Source organism: Halomonas sp. NPDC076908 (assembly GCF_050269715.1).
Lineage (GTDB): Bacteria > Pseudomonadota > Gammaproteobacteria > Pseudomonadales > Halomonadaceae > Vreelandella.
This window is the reverse complement of record NZ_JBNNIW010000011.1, coordinates 1-15,004: the sequence shown is the minus strand read 5'-3', so window position 1 is coordinate 15,004 and position 15,004 is coordinate 1. Positions and strand designations below refer to the sequence as shown.

11 protein-coding genes and 1 rRNA gene are annotated in these 15,004 nt (G+C 51.6%); 7 read left to right on the top strand and 5 right to left on the bottom strand.

The features are described from left to right. Positions 1–4 precede the first annotated feature (4 nt). Both coxB and ACQKE4_RS08290 read right to left on the bottom strand, forming a co-directional pair. On the bottom strand, positions 5–1,120 hold the full coding sequence (coxB, locus tag ACQKE4_RS08295) for a cytochrome c oxidase subunit II (protein ID WP_427387795.1): 1,116 nt from the start codon (positions 1,118–1,120) through the stop codon (positions 5–7). A 127-nt stretch (positions 1,121–1,247) separates the two neighbouring features. Further along, on the bottom strand, positions 1,248–1,421 hold the full coding sequence (locus ACQKE4_RS08290; protein ID WP_427387794.1) for a DUF2970 domain-containing protein: 174 nt from the start codon (positions 1,419–1,421) through the stop codon (positions 1,248–1,250). 133 nt (positions 1,422–1,554) lie between these two features. Here ACQKE4_RS08290 and ACQKE4_RS08285 point away from each other — a divergent pair, with 133 nt between their 5' ends. The 3 genes from ACQKE4_RS08285 (at position 1,555) to ACQKE4_RS08275 (ending at position 5,040) form a co-directional block, all read left to right on the top strand. Next, a complete protein-coding gene (locus ACQKE4_RS08285) occupies positions 1,555–1,914 on the top strand; it encodes a hypothetical protein (RefSeq protein ID WP_427387792.1) in 360 nt (119 codons plus the stop codon). Positions 1,915–1,990: 76 nt separating this feature from the next. Beyond that, positions 1,991–2,203, top strand: coding sequence for a hypothetical protein (locus tag ACQKE4_RS08280; RefSeq protein ID WP_427387791.1), 213 nt, complete (start codon positions 1,991–1,993; stop codon positions 2,201–2,203). A gap of 119 nt (positions 2,204–2,322) precedes the next feature. Continuing rightward, on the top strand, positions 2,323–5,040 hold the full coding sequence (locus ACQKE4_RS08275) for a cation-translocating P-type ATPase (protein WP_427387790.1): 2,718 nt from the start codon (positions 2,323–2,325) through the stop codon (positions 5,038–5,040). Positions 5,041–5,045: 5 nt separating this feature from the next. On the opposite strand, the gene hrpB is transcribed toward ACQKE4_RS08275, so the two are convergent. Both hrpB and ACQKE4_RS08265 read right to left on the bottom strand, forming a co-directional pair. Further along, on the bottom strand, positions 5,046–7,493 hold the full coding sequence (gene hrpB / locus ACQKE4_RS08270; RefSeq protein WP_427387789.1) for an ATP-dependent helicase HrpB: 2,448 nt from the start codon (positions 7,491–7,493) through the stop codon (positions 5,046–5,048). A gap of 6 nt (positions 7,494–7,499) precedes the next feature. Beyond that, on the bottom strand, positions 7,500–8,162 hold the full coding sequence (locus tag ACQKE4_RS08265; protein WP_427387788.1) for a TetR family transcriptional regulator C-terminal domain-containing protein: 663 nt from the start codon (positions 8,160–8,162) through the stop codon (positions 7,500–7,502). 199 nt (positions 8,163–8,361) lie between these two features. Between ACQKE4_RS08265 and xdhA the strand changes: the two genes are divergently transcribed. From xdhA to guaD, 4 genes are read left to right on the top strand one after another with little or no spacing between them, the layout of a single operon-like run. Further along, entirely contained in the window at positions 8,362–9,819 is a 1,458-nt protein-coding gene (gene xdhA, locus ACQKE4_RS08260; protein ID WP_427387787.1) for a xanthine dehydrogenase small subunit, read from the top strand. Next, positions 9,803–12,226: a xanthine dehydrogenase molybdopterin binding subunit gene (xdhB, locus tag ACQKE4_RS08255; RefSeq protein ID WP_427387786.1), complete on the top strand. Its 2,424-nt coding sequence runs from the start codon at positions 9,803–9,805 to the stop codon at positions 12,224–12,226. The genes xdhA and xdhB overlap by 17 nt, the downstream gene beginning before the upstream one ends. Next, positions 12,223–13,092 (top strand): xanthine dehydrogenase accessory protein XdhC, encoded by an 870-nt coding sequence (xdhC, locus tag ACQKE4_RS08250; protein ID WP_427387785.1) that lies wholly within the window; start codon positions 12,223–12,225, stop codon positions 13,090–13,092. The genes xdhB and xdhC overlap by 4 nt, the downstream gene beginning before the upstream one ends. 1 nt (position 13,093) lies before the next feature. Beyond that, on the top strand, positions 13,094–14,413 hold the full coding sequence (gene guaD / locus ACQKE4_RS08245; RefSeq protein WP_427387784.1) for a guanine deaminase: 1,320 nt from the start codon (positions 13,094–13,096) through the stop codon (positions 14,411–14,413). A gap of 254 nt (positions 14,414–14,667) precedes the next feature. On the opposite strand, the gene rrf is transcribed toward guaD, so the two are convergent. Further along, positions 14,668–14,783: ribosomal RNA gene (gene rrf, locus ACQKE4_RS08240) — 5S ribosomal RNA — on the bottom strand. Between the last annotated feature and the right edge of the window lie 221 nt (positions 14,784–15,004).

Genomic DNA, 15,004 nt, shown 5'->3' with positions numbered 1-15,004 from the left:
CAGATCACTGGGCTATTTGCTCTACCACCATTGATGGCTGTACAAGATCGCCCGTATCATTTCCCCAAGCATTACGTGTATAGGTTACGACGGCAGCCACTTCAACCGGATTAAGCGTGCTACGAAAAGCGGGCATTGCGGTTCCTGACACCCCGTTAAGCACTTTATCAAGATGCCAATCTAGATCATCAATTAACTCTTGATTACCGGCTAAGGCTGGAAAAGCAGGAGGAACGCCTTGCCCTTCGCCTTGATGGCAGGAAGAACAAATCGCCTGATACACCGTTTCGCCCCGCTCCATTAATTCAGCTAATTCCCACTCACGATCAGCGCCCATGGCCTCTTCTTCAGCCGCCTCTTTACGCTCTGCAAGCCAGCTATCAAACTCATCTTCTTCTAATGCATGCACCACCACTGGCATAAACCCGTGATCCATACCGCATAGCTCAGCGCACTGCCCCCGATAAATACCTGGCTCGTTTATCTTCACCCAGTTTTCATTGATAAACCCAGGGATAGTGTCCTGTTTCACTGCCAGTTGAGGCACCCACCAGGAATGAATAACATCATCGGATGTCATCAAAAATCTTACTTTACGGTTGATAGGCAGAACTAAAGGCTGATCCACTTCTAAAAGATAATGCTCACCCCGCTCTTCTTCCCCACGAATCTGAGCACGCGGTGTGCTCATACTTGAGTTAAACGCGACATCTTCGCCCAAGTATTCGTAGCGCCAGCGCCACTGCTGCCCAGTGATCATCACATCTAGCTCGGCATCTGAGGCGTCATACATATTTTTCAAGGTTGCTGTCGCTGGAATGGCCATACCTACCAATATCAAAATAGGGATAGCTGTCCATAACACTTCGACACTGGTGTGTTCGTGAAAATTAGCAGCTTTCGCGCCTTTGGAATGGCGATACCGAAACAGCGAATAGAACATAATGCTAAAAACCAATAGGCCGATGACGACACATATCCAAAAAATGGTCATGTGCAGGCCATAGATATCAGCGCTAACATCCGTCACGCCCACGGGCATATTCCAACCGTTCGCCTGGGCCTGCGAGATGCTTGCAGTAAGGGAAATGGCTAACAGCCACCGCCACGCTGATCGCATAGAAACCTCCAGTTTTATTGTTGTTATCTCCTGCCTTTAGATTAGGTCAGGATTAATGGGATATTAGCAGTATAGAAAATATGTGCCATCCGTCATCTCTTTCAACACTTATGTCTGTCAACGCTTTTCAGCGAGCCGCATAATTAGCCAGCATCATGAGTATCAACACAAACATCAGCGTAATGATCACCCCCGTTATAATGAAGGCTGCAGGCCTCCCGCTAGTGAAATCCTCTTCACGGCGTTGATTCTTTTGCACCCCTATCAGGGCAGCCAAAACTGATCTTACTATTGACCACATAAAGCCTCCCATTGGAACCAGTACTTTAGTCCTTCACCATACCGTCAAAATCCCCAAGCTTGACTATAATTATTTTACAAAACAGTGCGCGGTCTCCGTTTCTCTGCCCTATCAATACCCTCAGGAGAGTGACATGGCTTACCCCGAGAAAATATCTTCCAATCCTGTCGCTGAAGCCAGTCAGCCGATTCTCTTGTGTTGGCATGAACAATGGCTAAAAAGCTCACTGCCGCTGGCTAAAATACACTTAGCTTGGTTAGAGAATGTGGCACAAACCATGGAAATGGAAGCACAATTCTTTCAAGCAATGGCGGAAAGTAGTGAAAAGCTAAATCAATGTTTTGCAAAAAATGGTGGATTACCTCAGCACAATGATCTCAATCAGTATTACCAAGACATGATCCAAACCCTGACCGATGCCCACCTTCAGCGTATTGAAAACGTGGCCCAACTCTCGCATGAATTTCGTCGCTGCCTGTGGGAGGAAATCTAACGATTTACAAGCGGGTAAACGACACTCTATAGTCTCCTCATACCGATAGCCCTACTCACATGGAGTGAATATGTTAATGCAGCGCCGTACGAAACGTGTGACCCCTCTTTTAGCACTCGCTCCACTATTATTTTTAGTAGGTTGCACTACTTACACTTGGCCTGATGGCTCTCAAGAGACCGTGCTGGGCGTGGTGCCAGAAGATGAAAATAAGCGTTATGAAGAGCAACAAGCAGAGGGTGTTCGCTACCGAATTCCTGGCGAGATTCCTGAACCAGCAAAAGACTAAGAAGTTAACAAGTTTATTGTTTAGTTTTTAATTTCACACCCTTTCCTTGCTCTCGATCACTGCACTGCAGCACAAATCCTCTATGCTGAAGTCATTCTATGGCCGCAACGGGGTATCGGATGGTGACTTATTCTCGCAGTGAGGCGCTCGATCCTTCCTGGCATAGCCGCAGCGTTGATGACGCTTTAGCTATTCAGGAGACGACAGTTAATGGCTTATCCGCTAAGGAGGCCATCGAGCGTCTAGCGCAAGGCGGCCACAATAGAATTCAACAAGAGCAAGGCCGCCTCTGGTACAAGCGCCTCTTAGATCAATTTAACAATATCCTAATATTGATCTTAGTAGTGGCCGCGGTCGCTAGTCTCTTCTTAGGCCATCAACTAGATGCGACTGCCATTCTCGGCGTCGTCATGATCATTGCGCTGATCGGCTTTATACAGGAGGGCAAAGCTGAACAAGCACTGCAAAGCATACGCAATATGCTCTCTCCTCAAGCTAATGTGGTTCGCGATAGTCAGCGCAGTACAATATCGGCTGAAGTGCTGGTTCCGGGTGATATCGTATTGATTGAAAGTGGGGATCGAGTACCCGCTGACTTGCGTTTAATTGAAGCAAAACGTTGTCGCACTGATGAAGCAGCGCTTACCGGTGAATCCGTTCCTGTTGAGAAGCAAACATCCCCTGTTTTACAAGAAGCCGACCTTGCTGAGCGCAGCTCAATGGCTTATGCCGGAACGATTGTCGTACAGGGCACCGCTAAAGGCTTAGTGGTAGCGACGGGTGGTAATACCGAAATTGGCAAAATTTCTGAGCTATTACGCGGTGTTGAACAGCTCAAAACACCACTTTTGCGCCAGTTGGATCGCGCCGGACGGATGTTGGCCCTATTTATTTTAGCCGCTGCTGGACTTACCGCCTTACTGGGCACCGTTATTCACGGTCAGCCTATCGACGAAATGTTTATGGCCGCGGTGGGCTTGGCAGTAGCAGCTATTCCTGAAGGCCTACCCGCCATTGTAACGATTGGCCTTGCTCTTGGCGTACAGAGTATGGCGAAACGAAATGCCATTATTCGCCGCCTCCCAGCAGTCGAAACACTCGGTTCTATTTCGACCATTTTTTCAGATAAAACCGGCACGCTGACCTGTAATGAAATGACGGCGCAGGCTATTTGGCTTGCAAGTACACGTTACGAGATCGATGGTATCGGCTTTGCTCCTGAAGGTGACTTTTCTCTGATCAATGACAATGACCCCGACCAAAAAGACGTCATAAGTGCTGATGAGCATATCGAACTTATTCACTTCCTGCGCGCTGCAACCCTTTGCAACGATGCCGAACTGGCTCACCAGAATTCTACATTCATTATCCACGGTGATCCCACTGAAGGTGCACTGGTCGTTGCCGCTGGAAAGGCTGGAATACATGCTCAGCCATTACGACAACATCATCCTCGCCTAGATGCCATTCCATTTGAATCAGAACATAAATATATGGCCACCGTTCACAATATTGACGGAGAGCGACGCATATTAATTAAAGGGGCACCAGATCGGCTACTAGAAATGTGTAGCCAAGTAAGAGACGCATCTGGCGTTTTGAAACTGGAGAGTAGCGAATGGGAGAAGCGTATTGATGCTCTCTCCTCTCGTGGTTTAAGGGTCTTAGCCATTGCTGAAATTACCGCAACGGACGATCAGCCACTTGAACATGAGCAGTTGCAAGATGGGTTAACCCTACTGGGTATTATCGGCCTGCTTGATCCGCCCCGTGAAGAAGCAATTGAATCAGTAAAGCAGTGCTTAGCTGCAGGCATTCGACCTGTCATGATTACAGGGGATCATGCGGCCACCGCCCTTGCGATTGCTAAACAGCTTGGCTTTTCAAATACCCAGCGCACCGTCACTGGTCGCGAGATTGAGGCAATGTCGGATGAACAGCTAGAAGAAATCATCATTGAAGTTGATGTCTTCGCCCGCGCATCACCTGAACACAAACTGAGGCTTGTAAAAGCGATGCAGGCGCGCGGCGGGGTATGCGCCATGACAGGAGATGGAGTTAATGATGGGCCTGCATTGAAACGCGCAGATGTGGGGGTTGCTATGGGTATTCAAGGCACACAAGCCGCCAAAGATGCCGCCGAAATGGTGTTGGCAGATGACAACTTTGCCACCATCGTCAATGCTATTCAGGAAGGCCGTAAAGTTTACGACAATATTCGTAAAACCATCACATTCATACTGCCGACAAATGGCGCCCAGGGCCTAGCAATCATGCTGGCTGTGCTAACCGGCTCTACTCTACCGGTTACTCCTTTGCAGGCTCTGTGGGTCAATATGGTGGTGGCCATTACACTTGGTTTAGCGCTCGCCTTTGAGCAGGGTGAAGCCGATTTGATGCAGCGCAAGCCTCGCGATCCCAACGCAGCATTGCTGGACATGTTTCTACTATGGAGGGTCGTCTTTGTATCGGTATTGCTGCTTGCCAGCGTTTTTGGCATCTTCTCCTGGCTGCTGGCTCAAGGCGAAAGCGTTGCGTTAGCACGCGCAGGTGCGGTTAATATGCTGGTAACAGGAAGCGCTGCTTATTTGATTAACAGTCGCTTTTTGATTAATAGCACCTGCTCATTAAGTGGCATCTTCGGTAGCCGTCCGGTGTGGCTAGCGATTGGCTTGGTCATGCTGCTACAAATGGCATTCACTTATTTACCTTTTATGCAGCTCATTTTTGCTAGTGAAGGGCTACGCTTTGCTCATTGGCTTGTCATTGTACTGACCAGCATAGGGATCTATCTCGTCATTGAGTGTGAAAAAGTACTATGGCGACGTGCGCGTTAAACATCTTATTTGCTCGGCACTCGAGGCTTCGCATTAGCAGTAGCTACGGCAGTTAATGGGTCTTCTGGCCAAGGGTGTTTTGGGTAGCGACCGCGCATCTCTTTACGCACTTCCGGGTAGCCATTTTGCCAAAAGCTGACTAAATCCTGTGTCACCTGTAGCGGTCGACGCGCAGGCGATAGGAGATGAATCATCACGACCACACTGCCTTTGGCAATCGTGGGGGTTACCTGCCAACCAAAGGCTTCTTGGAGCTTTAAAGCTAACACAGGCGGCTGTTCATTAAGGCAAGGTAGGTAATCCAAGCGGGCTTGCTTACCACTAGGGACATCAAGCGCAAGCGGGGCTAACTGGTCAAACTCACTCTGCTGCTCCCAACTTAATGTATTGCGTAAATAGCTCTCTAGCGGCAGTTTTTCGATTTGGCTCAAGCGGGTTATGCCCAGCAAATAGGGCGCTAGCCAATTCTCAAGCGAATCCAAAAGCGCCTCACATGACCAGTCTGGCCACTCATCGCCGAGACTATTACGCAGTAGTGCCATTCTTCCTCGCAACTGCTGCAGCTTGTCATCGAAGAGATGGCCAGGCTGTTGGCGCATTGCTTTCATTAACGCCTGGGCCACCTCTTCCTCAGGTAAATTAGCCAAAGGTCGTCTAGCAATCACTAACCCCAGATGCGTTTGCACTTCCTCGCCTACTAAGCGCCCCTGCTCGTGGGACCACGTTATGCACGACTGCCACTGCTTAATCGCCGGATAGAGTGACAAAAGCTCTGACAGCGTTAATGGTTGCGCTGAAACAATACGCGCCTGTTCACTGCTAACACTGTTTAATGTAGCGGCAACTAAATAGGAGTGGTGGGCTAAAGGGTCGCTTGACGGCAGCGTGGCGGTTTTGCCATTGGCGAGCCGAAACTTACCGGGACTAACTTGCTGACTGATGCGATCAGGGTAGGCAAGAGCCAATAGCGATCCAAGAGGCTCCAGGCCAGCCTCATCAAGCACTACGCCTGCCCTTTTTGCCAGCCTAACCGCTTCTTGCTGCCAAATGGGAAAGCGCATAGGCTGGCGAAACCTTAAGGCTAGTGCATCATGCAGTGAGCGCTCAGTTGTCTCGCGGCCCTCAAGCAGTGCTGCTAAACCACAGGCAAGTGGCAACGCCTTGAGGCCAGCAGCACGCTCAAGCATCACCGCTATTCGCGGGGCGACTGGCCACTTGGCACAGCGGCTACCCAACGCCGTTAGCTTGTGATCCTGGTCTAACACACCTAATTGCACCAGTAGTGACTGGCCACTGAGCCATGCACCTTTAGGAGGAGGTGTTACCCAAGCCAGATCATTTGGCGATGTCACGCCCCAGCACGCCAACTCAAGAACCACGCCTGAAAGATCTGCCTGCACTATTTCGGGCTCGCCATAGGGCACTAGTGTCTGCTCTTGGGCCCATAGACGAAAACAACTGCCAGGGTATTGTCGACCGGCACGCCCGCAGCGCTGATCAGCACTCGCACGATTGATGCGTCGTGTGGTTAATCGAGTAAGCCCTGTGCGCGGCTGGAAAAGCGGCACCCGCTCCAAGCCGCCATCAATCACTACATTAACACCCTCTACAGTGATACTCGATTCGGTAATAGCAGTAGACACAATAATCCGTTGTTGTGCGCTATTTGCCGCCAGCGCCGCCTGCTGTTCTGAGATGCTCATGCGGCCATGTAGTGGCCTTATAGCGAGGTTGGGTAACCCTTTTTTCAATACTTCTACTAACCGGTTTATTTCAGCAACGCCTGGCAGAATAACCAGTATGTCTTGGGTATCCGGCATTGAAAGTGCTTCGTTAATCACTTGTAGCGTGTGGTTAACCCCCTCCTGTTGATGTGATGGCGGACGATAAAACGTCGTCACAGGATATTGGCGGCCTTGGCACTCGATGATAGGTACCTGCTCACCAAGCACGCCCATTAGCGCTTCTACATCCAAGGTTGCTGACATCACTAATAGGCGCAAATCCTCACGAATACTCGCTTGCACATCTAACGCCAGCGCTAAACCCACATCGGCTTCTAAACTTCGCTCGTGGAATTCATCGAAAATAATCCCGCCGATGCCTTCAAGCAACGGATCATTCTGAAGCATCCGCGTTAGTACGCCTTGAGTCACGACTTCTAAACGGGTTTGCGCGCTGGTACAGCTATCACCACGCATGCGATAACCAACCGTCTGACCCACGGCCTCCCCCAACTGCTGAGCCATAAACGTAGCCGCTAAACGAGCAGCCACTCGGCGAGGTTCTAACAGCAGCAGTTTTTTATCCTCAGCCCAATGGCTCGCCAATAAACTCAGCGGAACCCGAGTTGTCTTACCCGCCCCCGGTTGGGCAATGAGCATAAGACGGTTGTGTGAGGCCAGGACATCTTTTACGTGATCAAGATGCTGATCAATCGGAAGCACACTCATTAGCGTTCACTTTTCCAGCCGATGTGCTTTCACAACAGGCTGCGGTATGCCACAGCCTTTTAAAATAACGTGCTCAAGGAATGCCGATATTGACTCAAGGTCATCGTCGCTCAAGGTATCTCGACCTAGAATACCGCTCACCTGAGCGCTATATTCAGTGTAGTGTTGAGTGGAAGACCATATTAGGAAAATCAGCCAGCGCGGATCAACGTCATCCATTTTACCTTGCGCCGACCACTGGCGAATAATTGCAGCACGAGAGGCTACCCAGTCGCGTAATTCACCGGCTAGATAATCATTTAGGAACGGCGCTCCCGCTAAAATTTCAGCGGCAAAGAGCTTAGAGCCTTGAGGATAGCGCTGACCAAGCACCATCTTGGTGCGAATAAACTCACTCAATACCGTCGCCGGATCACTGTCAGGGGTAATGTCTTCTAATACTTCATTCCATCGGAACATCATGCGGTTAAGCAGCCGTACATAGAGCGCTTGCTTGCTGCCCATATAATAAAGAATATTCGCCTTAGGGAGACCAGCCCGATCAGCGATCACTTGCAAGCTAGCCCCGCGGTAGCCGTGCTGAGAAAACACTTGTTCAGCGGCAGCTAGAATACTCTTCTCTATCCTTTCCCGGCTTGGACTGTCATGTGAAGTTGAAACGGCGGTCATTAACAGGGTTCCTTGGAAGAGTGAAGAAACGAATTAATTAAAGTGTTTTCGCCCCAAAAGTTGGCATTACTTACTAGCTTGCCCCACTACTGTGCAGCGAGTAAATACTTGCAAGGTGACGCATTTTGTCCCAAGCTCAAAGAACATTGACCGATCGGTCAATACAAGCCGAGTCTATACAATTACAGTGGAGTTTGGCATGGCAACGATTGCGTTCCTGCTCAATGGAACCCCTCAGCGGTGTAATGCTTCACCAGACACCAGTATTTTAACGCTATTACGTGAGCATTTGGGCCGTACAGGCACCAAAGAGGGGTGCGCTTCAGGTGATTGTGGCGCATGCACCGTCGCTATTGGTGATCCTGTAGCCAATGCGCAATCGTTTAACAGCGTGAATGCCTGCATTACCCCAGCCCATCAATTACAGGGGCGACATCTAATCACCGTTGAAGGTTTGGCAAAAAATAGCCCCTTGCACCCAGCACAAGAAGCAATGATTGAGTGTCATGGTAGTCAATGTGGCTTTTGCACACCGGGCATTGTTATGTCGCTGTTTACCTTGCATAACGACCTAATACAACGCCCTGCGCCGCTAACGCCAGAACGCCTTGAAGCGACGTTGGGGGGCAACCTATGCCGCTGTACGGGCTATCGCCCTATCCGTGATGCAGCGCTGCGCATGCAAGATATACCCTTTGAGCGACCACAATGGTATGACGCTGCATTGCCAGCCTCCGAGTGCAACTCAGAATCTCTTGATCCTGCTGCCACAGACACTTTTTTTGCCCAGCCCGACTCGCTAGCAGCATTAACGCAACTGCGCCTTAAAGCGCCGCAAGCAAGACTCGTCGCAGGCGCAACTGATTTGTGGCTTGAAAGCACCCAGCGTTTAAAGCGCCTAGACCAACTAATCGATATAACACGCGTTGCCGAGCTATTAGCCATCGAAAAAGCAACACTGGAGCAACAATCCGGCTGGTGGATAGGCGCGGGGGTCACTTATACCCAGCTCGAGCCACTATTTGAGGAGCACTTCCCTGCTTTCGCCCATCTGTTGCATCGTCTAGGCTCTCAGCAGATTCGCAACCAAGGCACCCTGGGGGGCAATATCGCCAACGCCTCCCCCATCGGTGATACACCGCCGGTGCTGCTCGTGTTAGGCGCCCAAGTAGAACTGGCTAGCGTAAAGGGCAATCGTCGCATAGCGATTGAGAATTTTTTCCTGGATTATAAACAGACCGTATTAGCCGTGGATGAAGTCGTCTCACGGATCTTTGTGCCGCAACCGACTCAAAACAGCGAGCTGCGTGTGTGGAAATTATCTAAACGTCGTGAAGATGATATCTCGGCAGTGCTTGGCGCCTTCAGTTACCGCGTTATTCAAGGCAACTTACGCGATGTACGAATTGCATTCGGCGGTATGGCGGCGATACCCAAACGCGCTCTGGCTGCTGAGGCAATGCTCGAAGGCAGGCCCATTACTGCTGAGGCTTTTCGCGCTGCTCAGCAGGCACTCGACGAGGATTTCCAGCCCATGAGTGATGTACGCGGCAGCCAGCATTATCGTCAACAGGCGGCTAAAAACCTGCTTGAACGCCTCTTTCTTTCTCTCTCAACGCCCGACCAAGAGGTGATGCTCCATGCGTACGCTCACTAAACTGGACGGCGATAGCAGTCGCGCCCGCCGTGAATTACACGATCATATTCAAGGGGCCGCCCCTCTGGCCCGTCATACAGTAGATAGCAGCGGTCATCGGCAAGCGGGGAGTTCGAGCTTCCATGAAAGCGCTGAAAAACATGTTACCGGCAAGGCCGCCTATATCGATGACTTAGTACTCCCCGCTGGCGCACTTCATGTGGCGCTGGGCCTTTCTCCTGTGGCTCACGGCACCTTAACGCAATTGAATCTTGCGAAGGTGCGACACGCGGCAGGCATTGTCGATGTAATCACCTTCAATGAGGTGCCAGGGCATACCGATATTGGACCGGTTTTTCCTGGCGATCCCATTTTTGTCGATCAAGAAATCAGCTACGCGGGCCAATGCTTATTCGCGGTAGCGGCTACGTCACTGCAGGCGGCTCGCCGCGCTGTAAAACTAGCCACGGTGGTGATTGATGAGCAGCCCGCCAGCTTAAATCCTATTACTGCCGCGGAACGCGAAGAGTTTGTCCGCCCATCCCACACTCAAATTAGAGGCGATTGGCAACAGGCGCTTGCTCAAGCGAAACAGGTTATTGAAGGGGAGTTATTTGTTGGCGGACAAGAACACTTCTACCTGGAAGGCCAAGCGTGCGTTGTCCATCCTACCGAGGATGAAGGCGTTATCGTCCACACCTCTAATCAGCACCCAAGCGAAACCCAGAAGTTAGTGGCTGAAGTATTGGATATTCCTTTTCATGCGGTGACAGTGGAAGTAAGACGTATGGGGGGAGGTTTCGGTGGCAAAGAAACTCAAGCATCGCCATGGGCATGCATCGCGGCCATTCTCGCGCGTCGCACGGGTAAGTCAATTAGCTTGCGCTTGCCGCGCAGTGAAGATATGCGCGCTACGGGGAAACGCCACCCTTTTTATAACCGATACCGGTTAGCAATTGATGACCAGGGCATTATTCAAGGCGGTGAGATCACCGTGATCGGTGACTGCGGCTACTCGCCGGATCTCTCCGATGCCATTGTCGATCGCGCCATGTTTCATGCTGACAACGCCTACTCATTAGGTGATGCCCGGGTTATTGGGCACCGAGCAAAAACCCATACTGCTTCCAATACGGCGTTTCGTGGTTTTGGTGGTCCTCAGGGCATGATGGTTATCGAAGGGGCGATGGATGATATTGCCCGCCAGATTGGTGAAGACCCGCTGACGGTGCGTAAACGTAACTTCTACCGCGATGGCCGCGAAGTCACCCATTACGGTCAGCAAGTCGACCAACGACAGTTGCTCCATACACTGGTTGAAACGCTAGAAAACGACAGTAATTACTGGCAACGGCGTGAAGCCATCACACAATATAACGCCAATAGCGCTGTGATTAAAAAAGGTCTAGCACTCACCCCAGTCAAATTTGGTATCTCGTTTACTGCCCAGCACCTGAATCAGGCGGGTGCCCTTCTGCATGTCTACACCGACGGCAGCGTTATGATCAATCATGGCGGTACCGAAATGGGTCAAGGCCTGCACACTAAAATTTGTCAAGTGGTGGCACGTGAACTAGGCCTAAATGTAGATAATGTGCGGATTACTGCGACCCGCACCGATAAAGTGCCCAATACCTCTCCCACTGCTGCTTCGAGCGGCGCTGATTTAAATGGTATGGCAGCCCGCGATGCGGCCAGCAAACTACGAGAGCGTCTTTTTGACTTCGCTGCTGAGCACTTTACCGCAGGCCTAGACCGTGAAGGCATGCGCTTGGAAGATGGCATGCTGGTGGCCGGGCTTGGCGAAAGTGAGCGACGCATTCCCTGGGGCGAGCTAGTTCAAACCGCTTACCTCAATCGCATTTCTCTTTCTGAAAAAGGTTTCTACGCCACACCGCTTATTCACTACGATCGCTCTATTGGTCAGGGTCGGCCATTTTACTACTACGCCTTTGGCGCGGCAGTGGCAGAAGTGAGCGTGGATACCTTGAGCGGGGAGTACCAGGTAGACCGTGTCGATATTTTGCATGACGTGGGAGATTCACTAAATCCCGCCATTGATATTGGCCAGGTGGAGGGCGGCTTTATTCAAGGAATGGGCTGGTTGACCAGTGAAGAGCTTAAGTGGAACGACAAAGGTGTGCTGGTCAGCGATGGTCCGGCAACCTATAAAATTCCTACCTTTGGCGACCTACCGCCTATCTTTAATGTCGCGCTACTGGAGGGGCACCCTAACTCCATGGCCAGTCTCTACCGTTCAAAAGCAGTGGGCGAGCCCCCTTTTATGCTGGGCATTTGTGTCTGGTCGGCGCTACGTGACGCACTATCAAGCCTGACTGATTACGCTACCTCACCCCACTTAGATACACCTGCCACGCCGGAGCGGGTCATGCTGGCCGCCAATGCTATCAGGAAGAAAGTGCTGTGAGTTCTAGTCACAACCCAGAAAGCTGGCATGCGGCGCTACACCGCTTACAGCGCGACGGCATACCCCATGTGCTAGCAACTCAGGTAACCAGCGCAGGCTCCACTCCCCGGGAGCCTGGTGCACGCATGGTGATCACCGACGATGATATCTTCGATACGCTAGGTGGCGGTACCTTTGAGTGGCAAACCATTAGCGCTGCACGCGCTTGTTTGACAGAGCAGCGCTACGGCATCAGCTTGGAAGCCTTCTCTCTGGGCGGACGAAGCGGTCAGTGCTGTGGTGGGTTCGTTAATATCCTTTTGGAAGCCTTTCCAGGCACTACAACGCACATTGCGATCTTTGGTGCAGGCCACGTAGGGCAGCAAATTGTAAAGCTAAGTGCGCCGCTGCCCTGGCAGTTGAACTGGTACGATAGCCGTAGCGATGCATTTCCTGAACAGCAGCAGCCGCGACTTAGCTGTTATTCACTCCAGGATGCACAGCAAAGTGTTGCCGCCTTGCCTACAGGTACCCACGCGCTGGTATTGACGCACAACCACGATGAAGACTATGCGTTGATCAAAGCGCTGATCGCGCAAGATAACATCGCATCAATTGGGCTGATTGGTTCGGACAGCAAATGGGCTAGCTTTGAAGGACGCCTTAAGCGCGATGGTTACTCCGCCGATCAAATCGCGCGGGTGCGATGCCCCATCGGGCGCATCCACGCTACTAAGCTGAGTAATAAAACGCCCTATGCGATTGCTTTAACGGTGGTAGCTGAACTGCTTTGGCTAACGGACACGCCCTCTTCGCAAGAAAACCGCGGTCTTGACTCCCAGGCACTGCGAACGTTAATGACCGACTCTCCGACGACCCCGAGTTAATATGAATTCTTCTGCTGATACGTTTATTCGTGCCGAATTGATTAGTTTTGCCCGTGACCCTGGCGATGGCAATACCCCCGAACCGGGCAGCTTAGAGCATTACGGCGACGGACTGCTCTGGTTGAAAGGCCAGCATATTCATGCCGTCGGCCATTTCGCCGAACTCTCACCTTCACTACCCAAAGGTGCTGACGTTCTCGATTATCGTGACAAGCTGATTATGCCGGGGTTTATCGATACCCATGTGCACTATGTGCAGCTGGATATCATGGCGTCTTATGGCCGCCAACTGCTTGACTGGCTAAACGACTACACCTTTCCTGAAGAGTGTCGCTTTGCTAATCATGCCCATGCTGAAGCGCTTTCTAACGCTTTTTTGGATGAGATGCTACGCGCGGGCACTACCACTGCCCAGGTATTCGGCTCTAGCCATCCCGGCTCCGTAGATGCATTTTTCACCGCCTGCCAAAAACGCCAGCTGCGCATGCTGGTGGGCAAGGTATTGATGGATCGTAATGCGCCAGAGGCGTTGATGGACGGTGCATCAGGCATTGCTGACAGCGAACGACTGATCGAGGACTGGCACGGCAATGGCCGCCTGGGCTATAGCGTCACACCGCGTTTTGCGCCGACTTCAACTAAAACGCAAATGGACGCTGCCGGCGCCCTCTTACGTAATGACCCTAGCCTTTGGTTACAGACACACTTGGCTGAAAACAGCGGTGAGCTCGACTGGGTAGCCGAACTGTTCCCAGGCAGCCGTGACTACCTGGCCGTGTATGAGGAGGCAGGCTTAGTCGGGCCCCGTAGCACCTTCGCCCATGGCATTCATCTTGATAACGGTATGCGCACGCGTTTGGCGGATCGAGGCGCCAATATTGCCTTTTGCCCCAGCTCCAATCTTTTTCTGGGTAGCGGGTTATTCGACCGGGAAGCAGCCAAACAAACGGGCATGGCATTTACCTTTGCCAGTGATATCGGCGCAGGTACTGATTTATCGGGATTTGGAACGCTTAAAGCAGCCTATCAAGTGGGTCAACTAGGCGGACAGCCCCTTACCGCATGGCAGGGGTTTTATGGCTTAACCATGGGCAATGCCAAGGCTCTCTCGCTGGATAGCCATATCGGTCAGTTGGCGCCAACCCTTGAAGCTGACTTTGTGGTGATTGACACCCAGGCAACATCGCTGCTGTCTCGACGTATCAGTCATTGCACGACGCTTGGAGAGCGGTTGTTTGCGCTAATGATGCTAGCTGACGACCGCGCTATTTATGAAACCTGGGCGGGTGGGCAGTGCCAGCATCGTAGGGATAAAGCCTAAAAGTTACTGATAGCTTGGAGCGCATCATGGGGTAAGTGATTTGGCTCCCAGCTTGATTGATGCACCGTGGGAGGTAGCTTTAGCTCGCAACTGCTTAGGCTCCCAAACCGATAACATCGGGGCGCCTTCGGCGCCCTTCGCGCGCTAAAGCGCCCTCCTACAATTAGCTTCTAGCCTGATAGCCGCACCTGTTTTAGTTTTGCCCAAAAAAAATCCCCCAAGGCGTAAGCCCCGGGGGATTTTTCATAATAAGTGCCTGACGATGACCTACTCTCGCATGGGGAGACCCCACACTACCATCGGCGCTAAGCGGTTTCACTTCTGAGTTCGGCATGGGATCAGGTGGTTCACGCGTGCTATGGTCGTCAGGCGTAACTTTTAATGTACATCATGCTGTTTGTGATCGTCTCATCGCCTGCCGCCCAGGCTGTTGCCTGAGCCACACGCTGCGTATCCGTCTTTTCGTTGATCTCTCAACCTACGTTATCATCACGACCAGACCCCTTGGGTGTTATAGGGTCAAGCCTCACGGGCCATTAGTACACGTTAGCTCAACGCCTTGCAGCGCTTCCACACCGTGCCTATCAACCA

Excerpts from the sequence above, each read along its gene's own strand:
- coxB (WP_427387795.1), bottom strand. The coding sequence starts at position 1,120 with ATGCGATCAGCGTGGCGGTGGCTGTTAGCCATTTCCCTTACTGCAAGC.
- ACQKE4_RS08290 (WP_427387794.1), bottom strand. The coding sequence starts at position 1,421 with ATGTGGTCAATAGTAAGATCAGTTTTGGCTGCCCTGATAGGGGTGCAA.
- ACQKE4_RS08285 (WP_427387792.1), top strand. The coding sequence starts at position 1,555 with ATGGCTTACCCCGAGAAAATATCTTCCAATCCTGTCGCTGAAGCCAGT.
- ACQKE4_RS08280 (WP_427387791.1), top strand. The coding sequence starts at position 1,991 with ATGCAGCGCCGTACGAAACGTGTGACCCCTCTTTTAGCACTCGCTCCA.
- ACQKE4_RS08275 (WP_427387790.1), top strand. The coding sequence starts at position 2,323 with ATGGTGACTTATTCTCGCAGTGAGGCGCTCGATCCTTCCTGGCATAGC.
- hrpB (WP_427387789.1), bottom strand. The coding sequence starts at position 7,493 with ATGAGTGTGCTTCCGATTGATCAGCATCTTGATCACGTAAAAGATGTC.
- ACQKE4_RS08265 (WP_427387788.1), bottom strand. The coding sequence starts at position 8,162 with ATGACCGCCGTTTCAACTTCACATGACAGTCCAAGCCGGGAAAGGATA.
- xdhA (WP_427387787.1), top strand. The coding sequence starts at position 8,362 with ATGGCAACGATTGCGTTCCTGCTCAATGGAACCCCTCAGCGGTGTAAT.
- xdhB (WP_427387786.1), top strand. The coding sequence starts at position 9,803 with ATGCGTACGCTCACTAAACTGGACGGCGATAGCAGTCGCGCCCGCCGT.
- guaD (WP_427387784.1), top strand. The coding sequence starts at position 13,094 with ATGAATTCTTCTGCTGATACGTTTATTCGTGCCGAATTGATTAGTTTT.